14 protein-coding genes are annotated in these 20,762 nt (G+C 68.4%); 11 read left to right on the top strand and 3 right to left on the bottom strand.

Annotated features, from left to right (window positions below):
* Positions 1 to 4: 4 nt before the first annotated feature.
* The 3 genes from ACGLHS_RS07250 to ACGLHS_RS07240 are packed head-to-tail and all read right to left on the bottom strand — an operon-like array spanning position 5 to position 5,048.
* On the bottom strand, positions 5 to 1,243 hold the full coding sequence (locus tag ACGLHS_RS07250; RefSeq protein ID WP_394478299.1) for an alpha-hydroxy acid oxidase: 1,239 nt from the start codon (positions 1,241 to 1,243) through the stop codon (positions 5 to 7).
* A 16-nt stretch (positions 1,244 to 1,259) separates the two neighbouring features.
* A complete protein-coding gene (locus ACGLHS_RS07245; protein ID WP_394478296.1) occupies positions 1,260 to 2,876 on the bottom strand; it encodes an indolepyruvate oxidoreductase subunit beta family protein in 1,617 nt (538 codons plus the stop codon).
* 12 nt (positions 2,877 to 2,888) lie between these two features.
* Positions 2,889 to 5,048 carry a thiamine pyrophosphate-dependent enzyme gene (locus tag ACGLHS_RS07240; RefSeq protein ID WP_394478290.1) on the bottom strand — a complete coding sequence of 720 codons (2,160 nt, stop codon included), beginning with the start codon at positions 5,046 to 5,048 and terminating at the stop codon, positions 2,889 to 2,891.
* A 77-nt stretch (positions 5,049 to 5,125) separates the two neighbouring features.
* Between ACGLHS_RS07240 and ACGLHS_RS07235 the strand changes: the two genes are divergently transcribed.
* The 11 genes from ACGLHS_RS07235 to ACGLHS_RS07185 all read left to right on the top strand — a co-directional run bounded on the left by ACGLHS_RS07235 (position 5,126) and on the right by ACGLHS_RS07185 (position 20,682).
* Positions 5,126 to 6,040, top strand: coding sequence for a LysR family transcriptional regulator (locus tag ACGLHS_RS07235; RefSeq protein ID WP_394478287.1), 915 nt, complete (start codon positions 5,126 to 5,128; stop codon positions 6,038 to 6,040).
* Between the two features lie 64 nt (positions 6,041 to 6,104).
* Positions 6,105 to 7,358: an Nramp family divalent metal transporter gene (locus ACGLHS_RS07230; protein WP_256327235.1), complete on the top strand. Its 1,254-nt coding sequence runs from the start codon at positions 6,105 to 6,107 to the stop codon at positions 7,356 to 7,358.
* A 64-nt stretch (positions 7,359 to 7,422) separates the two neighbouring features.
* Positions 7,423 to 8,931: a UDP-N-acetylglucosamine-peptide N-acetylglucosaminyltransferase gene (locus tag ACGLHS_RS07225; RefSeq protein WP_394478284.1), complete on the top strand. Its 1,509-nt coding sequence runs from the start codon at positions 7,423 to 7,425 to the stop codon at positions 8,929 to 8,931.
* A gap of 176 nt (positions 8,932 to 9,107) precedes the next feature.
* Positions 9,108 to 10,730 (top strand): xanthine dehydrogenase small subunit, encoded by a 1,623-nt coding sequence (xdhA, locus tag ACGLHS_RS07220; RefSeq protein WP_394478282.1) that lies wholly within the window; start codon positions 9,108 to 9,110, stop codon positions 10,728 to 10,730.
* 2 nt (positions 10,731 to 10,732) lie between these two features.
* Complete coding sequence (gene xdhB, locus ACGLHS_RS07215; RefSeq protein ID WP_394478279.1) at positions 10,733 to 13,201, top strand: xanthine dehydrogenase molybdopterin binding subunit; 2,469 nt, start codon at positions 10,733 to 10,735, stop codon at positions 13,199 to 13,201.
* A 94-nt stretch (positions 13,202 to 13,295) separates the two neighbouring features.
* Positions 13,296 to 14,276 (top strand): LysR family transcriptional regulator, encoded by a 981-nt coding sequence (locus ACGLHS_RS07210; protein ID WP_093238591.1) that lies wholly within the window; start codon positions 13,296 to 13,298, stop codon positions 14,274 to 14,276.
* Between the two features lie 76 nt (positions 14,277 to 14,352).
* Positions 14,353 to 15,753 carry an NCS2 family permease gene (locus tag ACGLHS_RS07205; protein WP_093238592.1) on the top strand — a complete coding sequence of 467 codons (1,401 nt, stop codon included), beginning with the start codon at positions 14,353 to 14,355 and terminating at the stop codon, positions 15,751 to 15,753.
* Between the two features lie 114 nt (positions 15,754 to 15,867).
* Entirely contained in the window at positions 15,868 to 17,391 is a 1,524-nt protein-coding gene (locus ACGLHS_RS07200; protein WP_093238594.1) for an ABC transporter ATP-binding protein, read from the top strand.
* Positions 17,384 to 18,535 carry an ABC transporter permease gene (locus tag ACGLHS_RS07195; RefSeq protein WP_093238595.1) on the top strand — a complete coding sequence of 384 codons (1,152 nt, stop codon included), beginning with the start codon at positions 17,384 to 17,386 and terminating at the stop codon, positions 18,533 to 18,535. Before ACGLHS_RS07200 ends, ACGLHS_RS07195 begins: the two co-directional genes overlap by 8 nt.
* Before the next feature lies 1 nt (position 18,536).
* Complete coding sequence (locus ACGLHS_RS07190; protein ID WP_394478274.1) at positions 18,537 to 19,457, top strand: ABC transporter permease; 921 nt, start codon at positions 18,537 to 18,539, stop codon at positions 19,455 to 19,457.
* 49 nt (positions 19,458 to 19,506) lie between these two features.
* A complete protein-coding gene (locus tag ACGLHS_RS07185) occupies positions 19,507 to 20,682 on the top strand; it encodes a BMP family ABC transporter substrate-binding protein (RefSeq protein WP_093238598.1) in 1,176 nt (391 codons plus the stop codon).
* Positions 20,683 to 20,762: the final 80 nt, after the last annotated feature.

Raw genomic sequence — 20,762 nt, 5'->3', positions numbered from 1 at the left:
CAGCCTAGGCAGTCGCGCGCGCCGGGTAAATGGAGGCTTTCTCGTGCGGGGTTTCCTTGATTCGTTGCGCGGCGCCGTCCTGTTCGGTGAGCGAACGCGGCACGGGCCGATCGACATGGCGCGGCCCCAGTTCATGCACGCCGCTGGCACCCAGCAGCGTCATCGTTCGCTCGGTTTCCTGCGCCAGCAGCTGCAGCACCGACAGCGCGCCCTGTTCGCCGCCGCAGGCCAGGCCATAGACCGGAGCGCGGCCGACAAGGGCTGCGCGCGCACCGAGCGCCAGTGCCTTCACGATGTCGCTGCCGCGCCGGATGCCCCCATCCATGAGGACGGGGATGCGGCCGCCGACCGCATCCAGAATGGCCGGCAGTGCCGCGATGCTGGCGGGCGCGGCATCGAGCTGGCGCCCGCCGTGGTTCGAGACCACGATGCCGTCGGCACCATGGCGCAGCGCGCGGCGTGCATCTTCGGCCCCCAGCAGACCCTTGATGAGCAGCGGCCCGTCCCAGAGCTTGCGCAGCCAGGCCAGGCTGTCCCAGGTGAGCGTGCGGTCCATCGCGCGCGAGAGCAGCGCGGCCTGGGTCTGTGCCGATACCGGCGCGCCGTCGTCGTCGGGCAGCAGGTTCGCAAACTGCGGCGCGCCACTGCGTGCCAGCCGCAGCAGCCATGCGGGATGCCGCGCCATGTCGAGCAGCGTGCCGGGCGTGAGCTGCATCGGCACGCGAAAGCCGTGGCGCAGGTCGCGCTCGCGCAGCCCGCTGACCGGCACGTCGACCGTGAGCACCAGCGCCTCGAAACCGGCGGTGCGCGCGCGGCGCACGATGCGCTCGGCAATGGCGCGCTCGCCCATCACGTAGAGCTGCATCCACAGCGTGGCATCGGGCGCGGCGGCGCGCACGTCCTCGATGCGCGTGTTCGATGCGGTCGAGAGAATGAAGGGAACGCGCGCGGCCTGCGCGGCGCCGGCAAGCAACGCATCGGCGCCGGGCCGCACGAGGCCGGCCAGCCCGATGGGCGCAATGGCGAAGGGCGCGCGCCAGCGGCGGCCGAAGAGCTCGATGCCGATGTCCATGGCGCTGGTGTCGCGCAGGCATTCGGGAATCAGCGGCAGGCTTTCCAGCGCGTCGCGGTTGCGCTGCAGGCAACGCTCGTCTTCCGCGCCGCCATCGACATAGTCGAACACGAGGCGCGGCAGCACCCGGCGCGCGCGGCGCCGGTAGTCTTCCACGTTCAGAAGGGGCATCGGCGGGCCTTCCGTCTCAGGCGCCGCCGGTGGGCTTGCGCTTCATCCAGCGGATCGGCTGCGCCTGCACGGGGCGCGGGGCGGCACCGTGCTGCACCAGCGCGGCGTCGAGCGCCTTGCCGCCTTCGTCGGCCAGTGCCGCTTCGCGGGCGGCGGCGATGGCCTCGGCCCGTGCCGGCGCGGACAAGGCCGCGCGGCCGGCGAGTTCGTCGATCACATGCAGCAGATTGTGCTTGCCGCGTTCGTTGGTGCTGCCATAGCCCTTGATGAGCCGGCCGCACAGCGCCAGCTCGTGGCCCAGCGCCCAGGCTTCGCGCGTGCCGGTTTCCACCGCGGCGAGCCAGCGCTCGATGAGGGCCTGCTCTTCGGCAAAGCGGCTGCCGCGCTTGCGCAGCCAGCGCAGCGAGGCCAGCAGCCGCAGCGACGCCATGCCGAACACCGAATGGCTGCCGACCTTCAGCGGCAGCGCCCAGGGCGCAAGGCCGCGCGCCTGCCGGCGGCGATCCCATGCGGTCACGCGGCGCGACAAGCCGGGCGGCAGCAGCGCAGCGAACTCGGCCGCGCCGGGCTTGAAGTGGTCGTAGACCTTCACGATGTCTTCGTCGGTGGCGCGCACTTCCTGCCGCACGCGCTGCGCCCGGCTGGCGCGGCCCTTGAGCGCGGCGACGCGCACGATGTCGTCGAAGGCCATCCACAGCGCGAGCCAGCGCGCGGCTTCACGCGTGATGGCAAAGCCCTGCGCGCCGGCCGGGTCGGCGCCGCGCTCCGCGTCGAGCACGCGGCCCAGGCGTTGGGCATACAGCGCGGCGTAGCCGGCGTCCTGGTAGTCGAGCACGCGTGCATGGCCGAGCGCGAGCATGTCGTGCACGGCGGGCGGAAAGCGCCGCGCCAGTTCGTCGGGCAGGGCGCGCGGCGGTGGCGGTGCATCGGCGGTGTCGTTCGCCATCATGCTGTTGACGAAGGCGGCCTGCGCGCGCGGCGCGCTCACCGCGTCGAGTGCGGCGGCAAAGCCGCGCAGGCTGGCTGCGGCCATCTTGCTCAGCTTCTCGGGTGCGCTGGCGTCGCCGCCGCGCACCACGTGTTCATAAGCTTCGCGCTTGAACGGAAAGAGGCCGCTGCCCGCGATGGCGCCGAGCATCACCGCGCTGACCACCGTGCCGGCGTCGCGCGCGATGGCGTTCATGTCGAACACATGGTGCTCGCGGCTGAAGGCCTTGACCACGTCGAGCAGCCGTTGCGCGTCGGCGCGGCCATCGCCCGGCTCCATGCGCTCGGCGGTGGTGAAGATGCGCGCCGACGAGCTGATGACCAGCGTGCGCAGCGGCGCGCTCATGCCGTTGCCGATCTGGCGCGCGGTTTCGAGCAGCTCCGACGACACGATGGCGTCGAGCGCGCCCGGCACCGGGCTCAGGCTGAACACCGGGCGCCGGCCGCCGAGCTGCGCGAGCGGCACCGGGAACACCTCGATGTAGTAAGTGGTGGCGCCGGTGCGCTGCGCCACGCCGGGGATCGACGTGCTCTGTGCGGCGTAGCCGGCATGGCGGGCGATGTCCACCAGCCATTCGGTGAGCACGCCGCCGCCTTCGCCGCCGAGGGCGCAGACGAGCAGGGTGATGGGGCGGTTGTTTTCCATGTCCTTGCCCCTTTACGCGGGTTGCAGTGCGCGCACGACCGCACCGCGCAGGCCGTGCAGCAGCCGTTCATGCCACTTGGGGTTCTGCACCACCTCGGCCCGGTAGAAGCTCGGGCACAGCGTGGCCGCATGGGCGTTGGCGCCGCACAGGCCGCAGCCGACGCAGCCGTCGATCACGGTGGCCACCGGGTCGACCTTCAGCGGATCGGGGTTGTCCTTGAGCGTGAGGGTGGGGCAGCCCGACAGGCGGATGCAGGCGTGGTCGCCGTTGCACACGTCTTCATCGACGCCGTACTTCACGCGCACCACGCGCTCGCCCTTTTTCAGCAGCCCGGCAATCCAGGGCTTGATGCGGCGCTGGCGCTCCAGCTGGCATTCGCCCTCGGCGATCACCACCTTCAGGCCGTTGAAGTCGCTGGTGAGGGCCTCGGTCAGCGTCTTGCGCATGCGCTCCACGTCGTAGGTGGTCACGGTGCGCATCCACTTCACGCCCAGGCCCGTCAGCGTGGCTTCGATGGTCTGGTTCTTGTCGACCAGGCTTTGCTGCTTGTCTTCCGCGCGTTCCTTGATCTCGTCGTCGGGCGTGGAGATGATGTCCTGCGTGCCGGTGGCCGAGGTGTAGCCGTTCTTGAAGATCAGCAGCACCGCGTCGTCTTCATTGAAGAGCGCGCTCTGCACGCCGGTCAGCAGGCCGTTGTGCCAGAAGCCGCCGTCGCCCATGATCGACAGCGTGCGGCGGTTCATCATCGGCGCCACGCCCGCGCGGCTGGCCAGGCTCATGCCGTAGCCCAGGATCGAATGGCCCATCGAGAAGGGCTCGAAGGTGCCGAAGGCGTGGCAGCCGATGTCGGCCGCGATGTGCACCGGCCCCGTCTCCTGCTGCGCCAGCTTGAGGGCCGAGAACACCGGCCGCTCGGGGCAGCCGATGCAGAAGCTCGGCGGCCGGTTGGGCAGCGGCGCGCTCAGGCGGCGCGCCACGGCTTCGCGGCGCTCGCGGTTGCCGGCGAGCCACGCTTGCGCCGACGACGAGGCCTCGCTGTTCTCGATGTACTTCGCGGCAAAGGCGCCGACGCCGCCCGACAGCACTTCGACGCCGTACTCGCCGGCCGAGGGCAGCATGTCTTTTCCGTGCAGCGGCGTCTGGATGTCGCGCCGGCGCAGCAGCGTGGCGATGTCCTGCTCGATGTACTCGGGCTGGCCTTCTTCCACCACCAACACTGCGCGCTTGCCCACGCAGAAGTCGGCCACCTGCTCGGGCACCAGCGGGTAGGTGACGTTGAGCACGAGGATCGGGATGTCGGTGTCGCCGAAGGCATCGGCCAGACCCTGCTGCTGCAGGCTGCGGATGAGCGCGTTGTACAGGCCGCCCTGCACCACGATGCCGAGGTCCGCATGGCGCCGGCCCGGAATCAGCTCGTTGAGCTGATGCTCGACGATGTAGCGCCGCGCGGCCGGAATGCGCGCGTCGCCCTTGAGCTTCTCGTGGCGGAAGGTGACGGGCGGGTGCGCCAGGCGCATGTAGTCGAAGCCGGCCGGCTCGGTCATCAGCGCGCGGGTCGAGACGGCGGGCGCCACGTTGTCCTTGCACTCGAAGCTGCCGCGCACATGGCAGGTGCGGATGCGCAGTTCCATCAGGCAGGGCATGTTCGAGGCTTCGGAGAGGCGAAAGCCTTCTTCCACCATGCGCACCATCACGCCGAGGTCGGGCCGCGGATCGAGCAGGCACATGCTCGACTTGAGCGCATAGGCGTGCGTGCGCTCCTGGATCACGCTGGCGCCTTCGCCGTAGTCTTCGCCCACCACCACCAGCACGCCGCCGGTCACGCCGGGCGACGACAGGTTGGACAGCGCATCGGCCGCCACGTTGGTGCCGACGATCGATTTCCAGGTGACCGCGCCGCGCAGCGGGTAGTGGATGGAGGCGCCGAGCATCGCGGCGGCCGAGGCTTCGTTGGAGCAGGCCTCCACGTGCACGCCCAGCTCGTCCATGTAGGTCTTGCCCTGGACCATCACGTCCAGCAGGTGCGACACAGGCGCCCCCTGGTAGCCGCCGACATAGGCCACGCCCGATTGCAGCAGCCCCTTGGTGATCGCGAGGATGCCCTCGCCGTGAAAAGTGTCGCCTGCGCCGAGACGCAGCATCTCGACTTCCTTGCTGAATGAAACTTCCATCGTGTCTCTTTTTTCTGGGGTGCCGCAGTGTGGTGGGCGTGCCGCCATACTTCAATAAAATAAGACGGCTATCCAACATGAATTCAGTGCATATCGACGCGGTGGACCTCAACCTGCTGCGGCTCTTCGACGCGGTCTACCGGACCCGCAACGTGAGCCGCGCGGCCGAGGCCCTGGGCCTGACGCAGCCGGCGGCCAGCCATGGCCTGACCCGGCTGCGCCTGCTGCTGGGCGACGCGCTCTTCACACGCGCGCCCGGCGGGGTGGCGCCCACGCCGCGGGCGGAGCGGCTGGCGGTGTCGGTGCAGTCGGCGCTGACCTTGCTGCAGCAGGCGCTGGCCGAGCCCGAGCGCTTCGACCCGGCGGCTTCGCGCAAGCTGTTTCGCATCCACATGAGCGACATCGGCGAAGGCCGCTTCCTGCCGGCGTTGATGGCGCGGCTGCGCGAGCTATCGCCGGGCGTGCGGGTCGAGACCATGCCGCTGGCCGCCGGCGACATTGCCGATGCGCTCGACAGCGGCCGGGTCGACTTCGCCTTCGGATTCCTGCCCAAGGTGAAGGACACCCAGCGCGCCCAGTTGCTGAAAGACCGCTACATCGTGCTGCTGCGCAAGGACCACCCCTTCGTCAGGCGCCGCCGCAGCGGGCAGGCGCTGCTCGAAGCCCTGCAGGAGCTCGACTACGTGGCCGTGCGCACGCATGCCGACACCCTGCGCATCCTGCAGTTGCTGAACCTCGAAGACCGCCTGCGCCTGACGACCGAGCACTTCATGGTGCTGCCGGCCATCGTGCGCGCCACCGACCTGGCGGTGGTGATGCCGCGCAATATCGCGCGCGGCTTTGCCGAGGAGGGGCACTACGCCATCGTCGAGCCGCCGTTTCCGCTGCGCGACTTCAGCGTGTCGCTGCACTGGAGCAAGCGCTTCGAGGCCGACCCGGGCAACCGCTGGCTGCGGCAGGTGATCGTGACGCTGTTCTCCGAAAGGGCCTGATCCGCGTCTTTTGACACGCAGGATTCATGTGGAGGTCAGTCTCGGCATGCCACCATCGGCCGACATGAAGAAACGCATCCCCTCCTTTTTGCGCCACGTCGGGCCCGGCGTGGTGACCGGCGCGGCCGACGACGACCCGTCGGGCATTGCCACCTACACCCAGGCCGGCGCCCAGTTCGGCACCGGCCTGCTCTGGACCGTGTTCCTGTCGCTGCCCTTCATGGTGGCGATCCAGCTGGTGTCGGCGCGCATCGGGCGCGTCACGGGCAAGGGCGTGGCGGCCAACCTGCGCGAGCACATGCCGCGCGGCTTTCTCGTCGCGCTGGTGGCGCTGCTGGTGGTGGCCAACACCATCAACATCGCGGCCGACATCGCCGCCATGGGCGAGGCGCTGCAGCTCGTGGTGGGCGGCGGGGCGCACTTCCATTCGCTGATCTTCGGGGTGGTCACCGTGCTGCTGCAGGTGTTCGTGCCGTATCGCAAGCTGGCTCACATCCTCAAGTGGCTCACGCTCACGCTGTTCGCCTACGTGGCGGCGGTGTTCGTGGTGCAGGTCGAATGGAGCCGGGTGCTGCACGACCTGGTCGTGCCGAAGCTGCAGTGGAGCAGCGACTACTGGATGATGCTGGTGGCGCTGCTGGGCACCACCATCTCGCCGTACCTGTTCTTCTGGCAGGCCTCTCAGGAGGTCGAGGAACTGCGGCTCAAGGGCGGCCGGCGCGGCACCGACAAGCAGGTGCGGCACGACCTGCGGCGCGTGCGGCTGGACACCTGGGTCGGCATGACCTTCTCGAACCTGATCGCGTTTTTCGTGATGGTGGTGGGGGCGTCGGTACTGTTCACGGCGGGCGTGCACGACGTGACCTCGGCGGCGCAGGCGGCCGAGGCCCTGCGTCCGCTGGCGGGCGATTTCGCCTTCTGGCTGTTCGCCGGCGGCATCATCGCCACCGGGCTGCTGGCCGTGCCCGTGCTGGCGTCTTCCGCGGCCTATGCGGTGGCCGAGGCCTTCGGGTGGGAAGAAGGCCTGGAGCGGCACTGGCGCGAGGCCAAGGAGTTCTACGGAATCATCGCCGTGGCCACGCTGGTCGGCACAGCGCTCGACTTCACGCCCATCGACCCCATGAAGGCGCTGTACTGGAGCGCGGTCATCAACGGGGTGGTCGCGGTGCCGATCATGGCGGCGATGATGATCCTGGTCACGCGCGAGAAGGTCATGGGCGTGTTCACCTCGGGCCGGCGCACCCGCTGGCTCGGCTGGGGCGGCACGGCGCTCATGGGCTTTGCCGCCGTGATGATGGGCTGGGACCTCGTGCGCTGAAGGCGCCGGGGGCACGCGCACACCGTTGCCCGCGCCGCACCGGGCCGTTCATAGAATCGCCCCGATGCCGAACGACACCCCTGCCGCCCCCTTCGACGCGAGCGCCGCCAGCGCCGAGTTGGCGGTGCTGCGCGAGCGGAACGACATGGCGGCCGCGTGTCGGCTCAGCCGGGCCTGGCACGACGCGCAGCCCTATGACTTCGAGGGCGCCTGGAACGCGCTGCTCGACAGCACCCACCTGTGCGACTGGACGCGCCACGAGTTCCTGCAGACGGTGGTGGCCGAGAGCCTGGCGCACCAGGCCGACACCCGGCTGGTCGGCGAACTGGTCCTGGCCACCCCGCGAATGACCCCGGCCCTGCAGCTCGAAAGCGCGCGGCGCCACGCCCGCTGGCTCATGAGCGCACACCCGGCGGCGCCGCCGCTGGTGCCGCCGGGGCACCGCTACCCGGACCACCGACGCCTGCGCATCGGCTATATCGGCCGCGATTTCTGCTTCCAGGCCACGAGCTACCTGATGGCAGGCGTGCTGGAGCAGCATGACCGCGAGCGCTTCGAGCTGGTCTGCTTCGATTTTTCGCCCGACGACACCGACGTACCCGGCATGGCCGAGGACGTCCGCGTGGAGCGCCGGTCATTCCGCGCGCGGCTGGAGCGCTGCTTCGATCGCATCGTGAGCCTGCACGGGCTGGATGCGGCCGAATCGGCGCGGCGCATCCGCGAGGCGGAGATCGACATCGCCGTCTACACCAGCCGGCCCGTCGACGACGTCTTCGCCATGCTGGCCCTGCGGCCCGCGCCGGTCCAGGTGGCCTACCTCTACTACCCCGCAACCACCGGCGCACCGTTCATCGACTACCTGGTGGCCGACCCTGTGGTCGTTCCGCCCGGGTCGGAGCGCTTCTATAGCGAGCGCATCCTGCGCATGCCGAACGCCTACCAGCCGCACGACCATCGCCGCGTCGAGCCGTCCGCCCTGACGCGGGCCGATTTCAACGTGCCGGCCGATGCGCTCGTGCTGGCCAATTTCAACCAGTCCTACAAGATCACGCCCGAGGTCTTTGCACTGTGGTGCAGCCTGCTGCGCGAGCGCCCCGACGCCGTGCTGTGGCTGCTCGGGGAATCGCCCGAGGCGCAGCAAAACCTGCGCGCCCAGGCGGTACTGCAGGGCGTGGCCGCGCATCGCATCGGCTTCGGAAAAAGCATTCCCATGCGTGCCCATCTCGGGCGCCTGCGCCATTGCGTCGACCTCGTGCTCGACACCTTTCCCTATGGCGGCCACACGCTGACCAGCGATGCGCTCTGGGCCGGCACGCCGGTGCTCACGCGCATGGGCGACACCTTCGCCTCGCGCGTGGCGGGCAGCCTGCTGCATGCGGTGGGCCTGCCCGAGCTGGTGACGCACAGCGCCGCCGACTACCTCGACCGCGCGCGGGCCCTGTGCGCCGACGCCCCGCGGCGGCAGGCCCTGCGCGAGCACCTGGCCAGGGCGCGTGGCGCCAGCCCCTTGTTCGACACGACGCGCTATGTGCGCGACCTGGAAGCGGCCTACCTTCGCATCGCACCCACCTGAGCGGGCACCGTCCCGCGCCATGGCCCGGGAATTGCTCCGACGACGCAAGGGTTTCCCCGTATGTGCCATACCGGACCCCACATACGCAATATGGCCCCGCCGGTATGCACGGCCCGCCACAAGCCGCTAACGTCCATGACTGGCCCACAAAGGGCCACCCCACGAGCCTGAAAAGCATGAGTACCGAGAGCAGCAGCAACAGCAAGATCCAACCCGTCCGCTTTTTCCATCGCGGAAAGATCGTCGACGTCAGCGGCGTCCATCCGACGCGCTCGGTCCTCGACTGGCTGCGCGAAGACGCGCGCTGCACCGGCACCAAGGAAGGCTGCAACGAAGGCGACTGCGGCGCCTGCACCGTCGTCATCGGCGAGCTGGCCTCCGACGCCGATGCGCCGGGCGCCGTCGGTGGCCTGAACCTGCAGACGGTCAATGCATGCATCCAGTTCTTGCCCACGCTGCACGGCAAGGCGCTGTTCACGGTCGAAGACCTCAAGGGCCAGTGCGCCAGCCACGGCAAGGCCGGCGACAAGAAGCACGCCGTGCACACGCTGCACCCGGTCCAGCAGGCGATGGTCGATTGCCACGGCTCCCAGTGCGGCTTCTGCACGCCGGGCTTCGTGATGTCGCTGTGGTCCAGCTACGAACACCACCAGGCCGACGGCACCCAGCCCACGCGCCAGCAACTGGCCGACGAGCTGTCGGGCAACCTGTGCCGCTGCACCGGCTACCGCCCGATCCTCGATGCCGGCCAGCGCATGTTCGACCTGCCTTCGGTGCGCCTCGACACGCAGCCCGTGGTGGCTGCCCTTACCGCGCTGCAGAACGACGGCCATGACCTGAACTACGCCGCGCCGCTGGGCGCCCGCATGGACCACTTCCACGCCCCCAGAACGCTGGCCCAGCTCGCGGCACTGCGCGAGCAGAAGCCGCGCGCCCAGCTGCTCGCTGGTTCAACCGACGTCGGCCTCTGGGTCAACAAGCAGTTCCGCGACCTGGGCGACATCATCTACGTGGGCGACGTGGCCGAAATGAAGACCATCGAAACCCGCCAGAACGCCGACGGCGGCGAGCTGTACATCGGCGCCGGCGCTTCGCTCGAATCCGCCTTTGCCGCGCTCGTGGCGCGCGTGCCCAGCTTGTCGGACGTGTGGCTGCGCTTTGCCTCGCCCCCCATCCGCCATGCCGGCACCATGGGCGGCAACGTGGCCAACGGCTCGCCCATCGGCGACTCGCCGCCGGTGCTGATGTCGCTCGACACGCAGATCGAACTGCGCCGTGGCGACGTGGTGCGCCGCATGCCGCTGCCCGACTTCTACATCGACTACATGAAGAACCAGCTGCAGCCCGGCGAGTTCGTGCAGGGGCTGGCGGTTCCGCTGGCCGCCATGCGCCGCCAGGTTCGCGCCTACAAGATCAGCAAGCGCTTCGACTGCGACATCTCGGCGCTGTGCGCGGGCTTTGCCATCGAACTCGAAGAAGGCAGCGACACCGTCAAGGCCGTGCGCCTGGCCTTCGGCGGCATGGCCGCCACCGTCAAGCGTGCCGTAAACGCCGAAGCGGCATTGGTCGGCAAGCCCTGGACGCAGGCCAGCGTGAGCACCGCCAAGCTGGCGCTCGCGCAAGACTTCAAGCCGCTGTCGGACATGCGTGCCTCGGCGGACTACCGGCTGCAGGTGGCGCAGAACCTGATCCAGCGCCTCTGGCTCGAAACCCGCAACGAAGATGCCTTGTCCATCGAGGAAACCAGCGTCTGGAGCGTGATGCCCCATGCGCCCAAGACAGCGGCCGAAGGAGTCTGACCATGAACAAACCCATCGACGCCCGCCTGCTGCAGCCCGCCGAGGCCTTTGCCGACTACCTCACCAACGCCAAAGCCCGCATCGACGTCGGCGCCGAAGCACTCGCGCACGAGCGCGGCATGCGCGTCGGCATCAGCCGGCCGCACGAGTCGGCGCACCTGCACGTGGCCGGCGAGGCCACCTACATCGACGACATTCCCGAACTCACCGGCACGCTGCACTGCGCGCTGGGGCTGTCGCCAGCCGCCAACGGCCGCGTCACGGCGCTGTCGCTCGACGCCATCCGCGCGATGCCCGGCGTGGTCACGGTGCTGACGGCCGACGACATTCCCGGCGTCAACGACTGCGGCTCGATCATTCACGACGACCCGATCCTGCTGCCCGTGAACGACGGCGGCGAGATCCGCTACCTCGGCCAGCCGGTGTTCGCGGTGATCGCCGAAACGCGCGAGGCCGCGCGCCGCGCGGCCGCCAAGGCCAAGGACGCCATGACCATCGAGGCGCAGCCGCCCGTGCTCACGCCGCAGGCCGCGCACGAACGCGGTCAGTACGTGGTGCCGCCGATGCACATCGTGCGCAGCGGCGGCGTTGCCAACGAAGGCGACGAGGCCGCCGTGCGCGCCGCCATCGCCAAGGCACCGCGTCGCCACAAGGCCACGCTGGACGTGGGCGGGCAGGAGCAGTTCTACCTCGAAGGCCAGATCAGCTACGCCATTCCGAAGGAAGGCGGCGCGCTGCACATCCATTGCTCGACGCAACACCCGAGCGAAATGCAGCACCTGGTGGCGCATGCGCTGCACCTGCAGTCGAACGAAGTGCACGTCGAATGCCGGCGCATGGGCGGCGGCTTCGGCGGCAAGGAATCGCAGTCGGCGCTGTTCGCCTGCGTGGCCGCCGTGGCAGCGCGCCAGCTGCAGCGCCCGGTGAAGTTGCGGCTGGACCGCGACGACGACTTCATGGTCACCGGCCGTCGCCACTGCTTCTGGTACGAATACGAAGTCGGCTACGACGACGAAGGCCGCATCCTCGGCGCCGAGATCACCATGGTCTCGCGCGCCGGCCACTCGGCCGATCTCTCGGGCCCGGTGATGACGCGCGCGCTGTGCCACTTCGACAACGCCTACTGGCTGCCGAACGTGAGCATGCACGGCTACTCGGGCAAGACCAACACGCAGAGCAATACGGCCTTCCGCGGCTTCGGCGGCCCGCAGGGCGCGATCGCCATCGAGAACATCATGGATTCGGTGGCGCGCGAACTGAAGCGCGATCCGCTCGACGTGCGGCGCGTCAACTTCTACGGCAAGGCCGAGAACAACGTCACGCCTTACCGCCAGACCGTGACCGACAACATCGTCCACGAGCTGGTGGCCGAGCTGGAAGCCAGCAGCGACTACCGCGCGCGGCGCGAAGAGATCGCGGCCTTCAACAAGAAGAGCGTCGTGCTCAAGCGCGGCCTGGCGCTGGCGCCGCTGAAGTTCGGCATCTCGTTCAACGTGAAGCACTTCAACCAGGCCGGCGCGCTGGTGCATGTGTACACCGACGGCTCGATCCTCGTGAACCACGGCGGAACCGAGATGGGGCAGGGCCTGAACACCAAGGTGGCGCAGGTGGTGGCGCACGAACTGGGCGTGAGCTTCGAGCGCGTGCGCGTGACCGCGACCGACACCACCAAGGTGGCCAACACCTCGGCCACCGCCGCATCGACCGGCGCCGACCTGAACGGCAAGGCCGCGCAGGACGCGGCCCGCCAGATCCGCGAGCGGCTGGCCGATTGCGCGGCCGAGCGTCACGGCGGCAAGGCCGGCGAGGTGCGCTTTGCGAACGACAAGGTCGAGGTCAATGGCAAGTCGCTGGCCTTCAGCACCGTGGTGGGCGAGGCTTACCTCGACCGCAAGCAGCTGTGGTCCGACGGCTTCTATGCCACGCCGGGCCTGAGCTGGGACAAGGACAAGATGCAGGGCCGCCCGTTCTACTACTTCGCTTACGGCGCGGCAGTGAGCGAGGTGATCGTCGACACGCTCACCGGCGAATGGAAGCTGCTGCGCGCCGACATCCTGCACGACGCAGGCAAGTCGCTGAACCCTGCCGTGGACATCGGCCAGGTCGAAGGCGCCTTCATCCAGGGCATGGGCTGGCTCACCACCGAAGAGCTGGTGTGGCATCCGCAAAGCGGCAAGCTCACCACGCACGCGCCCAGCACCTACAAGATCCCGACCGCCAACGACTGCCCGCCCGTCTTCAACGTGCGCCTGTTCGAAGGCCAGAACTTCGAGGACTCGATCCACCGCAGCAAGGCGGTGGGCGAGCCGCCGCTGCTGCTGCCGTTCTCGGTGTTCTTCGCGATCCGCGATGCGGTGTCGGCGGCCGGCGACCACAGGGTCGATCCGCCGCTGAAGGCGCCGGCCACGAGCGAGTCGATTCTTCGTGCCGTGACCGCTGTCCAGGCAGCGCCATCCGCATCGGTCGAATGAAAACGGGCCGTGCTCGCACGGTCCGAGCGTTCTTACTTCATCCAAATGCCGCGCTGTATAACTGTTCGCACAGACAAGAAAGGTGTGAACAGCCATGAGAGACCAGGCGCTTTTCGACAAGATCGACTTACACCTCATCCGGGTGCTTCACACCGTGCTGACCGACCGCAGCGTCTCGCGCGCCGCCATTCGCCTGGGCATGTACCAGCCGGCCGTCTCGGCCGCGCTGAAGCGCCTGCGCGAGTTGTCGGGCGACCCGCTGCTGGTGCGCTCGGGCTCGGGCATGGTGCCGACCGATGCGGGGCTGCGCATGATCGAGCCCGCGGCCAGCATCCTGCGTGCGGCCGAGATGCTGTTCTCGGATGCGCGCGGCTTCGAGCCGCAGTCGGCGGCCACCACCTTTCGCATTGCGGCCAGCGACTACATGGACCCGCTGTTCCTGCCGATGCTGGTGGCGCAGGTCAAGCGCGAGGCGCCGCTGTGCCAGATCGAGATCCATGCGCTGTCGCCCGACTCCGACTACCACGGCCATCTGGCGCTGGGGCAGGTCGACCTGGTGATCGGCAATTGGCTCAAGCCGCCGGAAGACCTGCACATGGCGCGCCTGTTCGGCGACGAGGTGGTGTCGCTGGTCAACCAGGACCATCCGGCGGTGCGCCGCGGCTGGGACCTGGAGACCTGGCTCACGGCCGAGCACATCGCGCCCACGCCCATGCACCCGGGCGGGCGCGGCATCATCGACCAGATGCTCGACGAGCTGGGGCGGCAGCGCAACATCACCGCGCGCTGCGCGCACTTCAGCCTCATTCCCGACATGGTGGCGTCGAGCCTGCTGGTGCTGACCACCGGCCGCCAGTACTGCGAGCGCTTCGCGGCGCGGCTGCCGGTGAAGATCCTCGATTGCCCGGTGGCGCTGCCGCGCCTCATGTACTACCAGCTCTGGCACGAGCGCACCCATTCGTCGAGTTCGGCGCGCTGGCTGCGCGAATGCATCAAGGACGTGGCGGCGTCGCTGCGGCCACCGCATTCCGCCGTCGCGCGGCCGCCCGCCACCCCTGAGACATCCGATCCCTGAGAGCTTCCCGTTCGCGCCGGCGTCGTGAGCGGGGCAACGATGAAAACCGCCACAACAACAGCTGGAGACAAGCTAAATGAGTACGTTTGAACAGGCGCCGAAAGACGCCGAGCCCCGCGCGTCGGGGCATGTCGAGTCCGCGCGTCCGCGTGCGGCTGTGGGCAGCGCAAGCGGCTCAGGTCTGCTTGAACGCGTGTTCAAGCTCAGCGCGCACAACACCACCGTGCGCACGGAAGTCATCGCGGGGCTCACCACCTTCCTGACGATGGCCTACATCATCTTCGTGAACCCGTCGATCCTCGGCGACGCGGGCATGCCGAAGGGCGCGGTCTTCGTGGCCACCTGCCTGATCGCGGCGCTGGGCACGCTCATCATGGGCCTGTATGCCAACTACCCGATCGCGATGGCGCCGGGCATGGGCCTGAACGCCTACTTCGCCTACGTCGTGGTGCTGGGCATGGGCTACACGTGGCAGGTCGCGCTGGGCGCGGTGTTCATCTCGGGGTGCCTCTTCTTGATCGTGACGGTCACCGGGTTGCGGGAGCTTTTCATCGCGGGCATACCGCAGTCATTGCGAACGGCGATCACGGTGGGCATCGGCATGTTCCTGGCGCTGGTCGCGCTCAAGGGCGCGGGCGTGGTCGCGGCATCGCCGGCCACCTTCGTCACGCTGGGCGACCTGCACTCGCCACCGGTGGTGCTGGCCACGCTGGGCTTTCTCATCATCGTGACGCTGGACAGGCTCAAGGTGCGCGGCGCCATCCTGATCGGCATCATCACCGTGACCGTGCTGTCGTTCTTCTTCGGCGGCAACAAGTTCCACGGCGTGTTCGACGCACCGCCGTCCATCGCGCCGACCTTCATGCAGCTCGACATCCTGGGCGCGCTCAAGGGCGGCATCCTGAACGTGGTGCTGGTGTTCTTCCTGGTCGAGATGTTCGACGCCACCGGCACGCTGATGGGCGTGGCCAAGCGCGCCGGCCTGCTGGTGCCCGGCAAGATGGAGCGCATGAACAAGGCGCTGCTGGCCGACAGCGGCGCGATCTTCGCGGGCTCGCTGCTCGGTACCTCGAGCACCACGGCCTACGTGGAAAGCGCGGCGGGCGTGCAGGCGGGCGGCCGTACCGGCCTTACGGCCGTGGTGGTGGCGGTGCTGTTCCTGGCCTGCCTGATGATCTCGCCGCTGGCGGGCTCGGTGCCGGCCTATGCCACCGCGCCGGCGCTGCTCTTCGTGGGTTGCCTGATGCTGCGCGACCTGGTCGAGCTCGACTGGGAAGACACCACCGAGGTGATCCCGGCGGCAGTGACCGCGCTGGCGATGCCTTTCACCTACTCGATCGCCAACGGCCTGGCGTTCGGCTTCATCACCTATGCCGTGCTGAAGCTGTGCACCGGCCGGGCACGGGAAGTGCATGCGATGGTCTGGGTCATCGCCGCCGTGTTCCTGTTCAAGTTCGCCTACGTCGGCGGTCATTGATGCCGTGAACTGAGCAAAGCGCCGTCGGGCGCCGATGGTCGCGGGAGCCGCTATTAAACTTATAGCTGCTTCCGCTTTGTTGCTGTTGAACGAGACAAACCCACGAAACCCGGCATGACAACCCCCAGACTCCAGCTCGCGCACATCACCAAGCGGTACCCCGCGGTGGTGGCCAACAGCGACATCTCCCTGGCCGTGCAGCCCGGCGAAATCCACGCCGTGCTCGGCGAGAACGGCGCCGGCAAGTCGACCCTGATGAAGATCATCTACGGGTCGGTCAAGCCCGACGAAGGCACCGTCACCTTCGACGGCCAGCCCGTCAACCTGCGCAACCCGCAGCAGGCCAGGGCGCTGGGCATCAGCATGGTGTTCCAGCATTTCAGCCTGTTCGACACGCTCACGGTGGCCGAGAACGTGTGGCTGGGGCTCGACAAATCGCTGCAGCTGGCCGAGGTGGCGCGCAGCATCACGGCCAAGGCGAGCGAGTACGGGCTGGACATCGACCCCTCGCGGCCGGTGCACACGCTGTCGGTGGGCGAGATGCAGCGCGTCGAAATCATCCGCGCGCTGCTCACCAACCCCAAGCTGCTGATCCTCGACGAGCCGACCTCGGTGCTCACGCCGCAGGCGGTCATCAAGCTCTTCACGGTGCTGAACAAGCTGGCCTCGGAAGGCTGCAGCATCCTGTACATCAGCCACAAGCTGCACGAGATTCGCGAGCTGTGCACCGCCTGCACCGTGCTGCGCGGCGGCAAGGTGACGGGCGTGTGCAATCCGCAGAACGAGAGCAACGAATCGCTCTCGCGGCTGATGATCGGCAGCGAGCCGCCGCCGTTGAAGCACCGGCCGGTGCATGCGGGCGCGGTGGCATTGCGCGTCAAGGGTTTGTCGCTGGCGCGGGAAGACCAGTTCGGTGTCGATCTCGAGGGTGTGTCCTTCGAGGTGCGGGCCGGCGAGGTGGTCGGCGTTGCCGGTGTCTCGGGCAACGGCCAGAAAGAATTGCTCTATGCGCTGTCGGGCGAAGACGTGCGTGCCGAGCCCGCGATGGTGCAGGTGTTCGACAAGCCGGCCGGGCGGCTGCGCCCGCGCGCGCGGCGCGCGCTGGGCCTGCACTTCGTGCCCGAAGAGCGGCTGGGCCGCGGCGCCGTGCCCACGCTGGGCCTGGCGCACAACCTGCTGCTCACGCGCGGCAACGCGGTGGGCAAGGGCGGCTGGATCAACACCGCCGCGCTCGACCGCCATGCGCGTTCCATCATCGAGCGCTTCAACGTCAAGGCCGGTGGCCCGCATGCGGCGGCACGCTCGCTGTCGGGCGGCAACCTGCAGAAATTCATCGTCGGCCGCGAGATCGACGCCAACCCCAAGCTCTTCATCGTCTCGCAGCCGACCTGGGGCGTGGACGTGGGCGCGGCCGCGCTGATCCGCGGCGAAATTCTTGCGCTGCGCGATGCCGGCTGTGCCGTGCTGGTGGTCAGCGAAGAGCTGGACGAGCTCTTCGACATCAGCGACCGGCTGCATGTGATCGCCAAGGGCCGGCTCTCGCCCTCGATCGACCGTGCCGCGGCCACGCTGCCGCAGATCGGCGAATGGATGAGCGGCCTGTGGCAGGCGCAGGCGAAGGAGGCGGCCCATGCTTAAGCTCGAACCCCGCCCGGAGCTGTCGCGCTTCTGGACCTATGCCTCGCCGATCCTGGCGTTGCTCATCACCGTGCTGATCGGCGTGGCGCTGTTCGCCGCGCTCGGCAAGGACCCGGTCAAGGGCCTGCTGGTGTTTTTCTACGAGCCCATCAAGAGCGGCTATGCGATTGGCGAACTGATGGTCAAGGCCACGCCGCTGCTCATCATCGCGCTGGGGCTGGCCGTGTGCTTTCGCTCCAACGTCTGGAACATCGGCGCCGAAGGGCAGTTCGTGTTCGGTGCCATCGCGGCGGGCGGCGTCGCGCTGCTGGCCGACAAGAACACCGGTCAGTGGATCGTCGCGGCCATCCTGGTCGCGGGCATCGTCGGCGGCATGGTGTGGGCGGGCATCGTCGCGTTCCTGCGCGACAAGTTCAACGCCAACGAGATTCTTGTGAGCCTGATGCTGGTCTATGTCGCCACGCTGCTGCTGGGCTACATGGTCTTCGGCCCGTGGAAAGACCCGCACGGCTACAACTTTCCGCAGACCAAGACCTTCGAGGCGGTCACGCAGATTCCCCGGCTCTTCAAGGGCTCGCGCGTGAGCATCGGGCTGGTCATCGCGCTGGTGGGTGCGGGCGCGCTCTGGGTGTTCTTGTTCCGCACGCGGGCCGGCTTTGCGCAGCAGGTCGGCGGGCTTGCGCCCGCGGCCGCACGCTATGCGGGCTTTTCGGCGCGGCGCGCGGTGTGGATCGCACTGCTGACCTCGGGCGGCGCGGCCGGCCTGGCCGGTGCGCTCGAAGTGGCCGGGCCGCTCGGGCAGCTCACGCCGTACGTGCCGGCGGGCTATGGCTTCGCGGCCATCATCGTGGCCTTCGTCGGGCGGCTGCATCCGGTGGGCATGGTGTTCTCGGCCATCCTCATGAGCATGTTCTATATCGGCGGTGAGCTGGCGCAGTCGCGGCTCGGGCTGCCGAAGTCGCTGACCGGCGTGTTCCAGGGGCTGCTGCTGTTCACGCTGCTGGCGTGCGACACGCTCATCGCCTACCGCATCCGGCGCAAGGCGGCCCTGAAGGCCGCGGCCGCCGGCATGACCACCGCTTCGCTGCAAGCCAGCACGCCCATCACCGCGCCCGTTGCGCGCCCGACCGAGGGAGCCCTCTGACATGGACAGCTACGCACTCCTGCTCGGCTCCACCCTGAGCGCGGGCACCGTGCTCGCGATCGCGGCACTGGGCCTGCTCATCAACGAGAAGGCCGGCATCGTCAACCTCGGTGCCGAGGGCATGATGCTGTGCGCCGCCATCGCCGGCTTCGCGACGGTGGTGACCACGCACAACCCCTGGCTCGGCTTTCTCGCCGGCATGGCTGCGGGCGCCTTGCTCGCGGCTTTCTTCGGCGTGCTGGTGATCTGGCTCAACACCAACCAGTACGCGACCGGGCTGGCGCTGAGCCTGTTCGGCGTCGGCTTCTCGGCTTTCGCGGGCATCAACTTCGTGCAGGCCAAGCTGCCGGAAAGCGCCTCGTACGCGATCCCCGTGCTGGGCGACATTCCGCTCGTGGGCCCGGCGCTGTTTCGCCATCACCCGATGGTGTACTTCGCGGTGCTGCTGACCTTCGCGCTGATCTGGTTCCTGTACCGCACGCGCGCCGGGCTGGTGCTGCGCTCGGTGGGCGAATCGCCCGAGTCGGCGCATGCGCTGGGCTACCCGGTGCGGCGCATCCGCTTCATGGCCGTGATTGCCGGCGGTGCGCTGTGCGGCCTGGCGGGCGCGTACCTCTCGACGGTGTACACGCCGCTGTGGGTCGAGGGCATGGTCGCGGGCCGCGGCTGGATCGCGCTGGCGCTCACCACCTTCGCCACCTGGCGGCCCATTCGCGTGCTGCTGGGCGCCTACCTGTTCGGCGGCGTCTCGATGCTGGGCTTTCACCTGCAGAGCAGCGGTGTCGACGTACCACCCCAGTTCCTCAGCATGCTGCAGTACATCGCGCCCATCGTGGTGCTGGCGCTGATCTCGCGCAACCCGGCGTTCATTCGCATCAACATGCCGGCTTCCATAGGAAAACCGTTCTACCCCGGCTCATAATCCCGTTCTCGTTTTTTTGCCAACCTGTCCTTTTTGAGGATTTCCGACAATGAATGATCTGAACAAGCGCTCCCTGCTCAAGCTCGCCGCCTTCACCGCGGTGGCTTCGGCGGCCCTCATGGGCTGCGGCAAGAAAGAAGAAGCGGCAGCACCGGCCGCGGCACCCGCGGCCCCCGCGCCCGTGGCAGCCGCACCGGCTCCGGCCACCACCGCGCCGCTGAACATCGCATTCGCCTATGTCGGCCCGGTGGGCGACGGCGGCTGGTCGTTCGCGCATGACAACGCCCGCAAGGCGCTCGAGAAGGAATTCGGCGACAAGATCAAGACCACCTTCGTCGAAAGCGTGCCCGAGGGCGCCGACGCCGAGCGCGTGTTCCGCGACTTCGTGAGCCAGGGCAACAAGCTGGTCTTCGGCACCACCTTCGGCTACATGGAGCCCATGCTCAAGGTCGCAGCCGACGCCAAGGACGTGAAGTTCGAGCACGCCACCGGCTACAAGACCTCCGAGAACATGCGCACCTACGACAGCCGCACGTACGAAGGCGCATACATGGCCGGCGTGATCGCCGGCTCGATGACCAAGAGCAACACGCTTGGCGTGGTCGGCTCGGTGCCGATCCCCGAAGTGCTGCGCAACATCAACAGCTTCACGCTGGGTGCGCAGTCGGTCAATCCGAAGATCACGACCAAGGTCGTGTGGGTAAACGAATGGTTCAGCCCGCCCAAGGAAACCGAAGCCGCCACCGCCCTCATCAACGGCGGCGCCGACGTGCTGTTCCAGAACACCGACTCGCCCGCCGTGCTCAAGACGGCGCAAGAAAAGGGCAAGCGCGCCTTCGGCTGGGATTCGGACATGACCGCCTACGGCCCCAAGGCCCACCTGGCATCGGCCGTCATCAACTGGACCCCGTACTACATCAAGGCTACCCAGGAAGCCCTGGACGGCAAGTGGACCACCGGCCAGAGCTGGTGGGGCGTGAAGGAAGGCGCCATCGACCTCGTGTCGATCGCCGACGACGTGCCGGCCGAAGCCAAGGCCAAGGTCGATGAAGTGAAGAAGGGCCTGAAGGACGGCAGCTTCGTGATCTGGAAGGGCCCGATCCTGGGCCAGGACGGCAAGGAAGTGGTCGCCAAGGACGCCGTGGCCGACGACAAGTTTCTGTCGGGCGTGAACTTCTACGTCAAGGGCGTGGAAGGCAAGGTGCCGGGCGGCGACAAGAAGTAAAGCAGCCACAGGCTGATTAATTCACGGGCCACCCCTGCAAAGGGGTGGCCCGTTTTAAATTGTGCAGGGCCTTGTGGGTC

This window comes from Variovorax sp. VaC1 (assembly GCF_043658315.1).
In the GTDB taxonomy this organism is placed as follows: domain Bacteria; phylum Pseudomonadota; class Gammaproteobacteria; order Burkholderiales; family Burkholderiaceae_C; genus Variovorax.
Note: the sequence above shows the minus strand (reverse complement) of the source record. Positions and strands in the feature narration are given on the sequence as shown.

Excerpts from the sequence above, each read along its gene's own strand:
- ACGLHS_RS07195 (WP_093238595.1), top strand. The coding sequence starts at position 17,384 with ATGCTTAAGCTCGAACCCCGCCCGGAGCTGTCGCGCTTCTGGACCTAT.
- ACGLHS_RS07200 (WP_093238594.1), top strand. The coding sequence starts at position 15,868 with ATGACAACCCCCAGACTCCAGCTCGCGCACATCACCAAGCGGTACCCC.
- ACGLHS_RS07205 (WP_093238592.1), top strand. The coding sequence starts at position 14,353 with ATGAGTACGTTTGAACAGGCGCCGAAAGACGCCGAGCCCCGCGCGTCG.
- ACGLHS_RS07210 (WP_093238591.1), top strand. The coding sequence starts at position 13,296 with ATGAGAGACCAGGCGCTTTTCGACAAGATCGACTTACACCTCATCCGG.
- xdhB (WP_394478279.1), top strand. The coding sequence starts at position 10,733 with ATGAACAAACCCATCGACGCCCGCCTGCTGCAGCCCGCCGAGGCCTTT.
- ACGLHS_RS07185 (WP_093238598.1), top strand. The coding sequence starts at position 19,507 with ATGAATGATCTGAACAAGCGCTCCCTGCTCAAGCTCGCCGCCTTCACC.
- xdhA (WP_394478282.1), top strand. The coding sequence starts at position 9,108 with ATGAGTACCGAGAGCAGCAGCAACAGCAAGATCCAACCCGTCCGCTTT.
- ACGLHS_RS07245 (WP_394478296.1), bottom strand. The coding sequence starts at position 2,876 with ATGGAAAACAACCGCCCCATCACCCTGCTCGTCTGCGCCCTCGGCGGC.
- ACGLHS_RS07225 (WP_394478284.1), top strand. The coding sequence starts at position 7,423 with ATGCCGAACGACACCCCTGCCGCCCCCTTCGACGCGAGCGCCGCCAGC.
- ACGLHS_RS07250 (WP_394478299.1), bottom strand. The coding sequence starts at position 1,243 with ATGCCCCTTCTGAACGTGGAAGACTACCGGCGCCGCGCGCGCCGGGTG.
- ACGLHS_RS07240 (WP_394478290.1), bottom strand. The coding sequence starts at position 5,048 with ATGGAAGTTTCATTCAGCAAGGAAGTCGAGATGCTGCGTCTCGGCGCA.
- ACGLHS_RS07190 (WP_394478274.1), top strand. The coding sequence starts at position 18,537 with ATGGACAGCTACGCACTCCTGCTCGGCTCCACCCTGAGCGCGGGCACC.
- ACGLHS_RS07230 (WP_256327235.1), top strand. The coding sequence starts at position 6,105 with ATGAAGAAACGCATCCCCTCCTTTTTGCGCCACGTCGGGCCCGGCGTG.
- ACGLHS_RS07235 (WP_394478287.1), top strand. The coding sequence starts at position 5,126 with ATGAATTCAGTGCATATCGACGCGGTGGACCTCAACCTGCTGCGGCTC.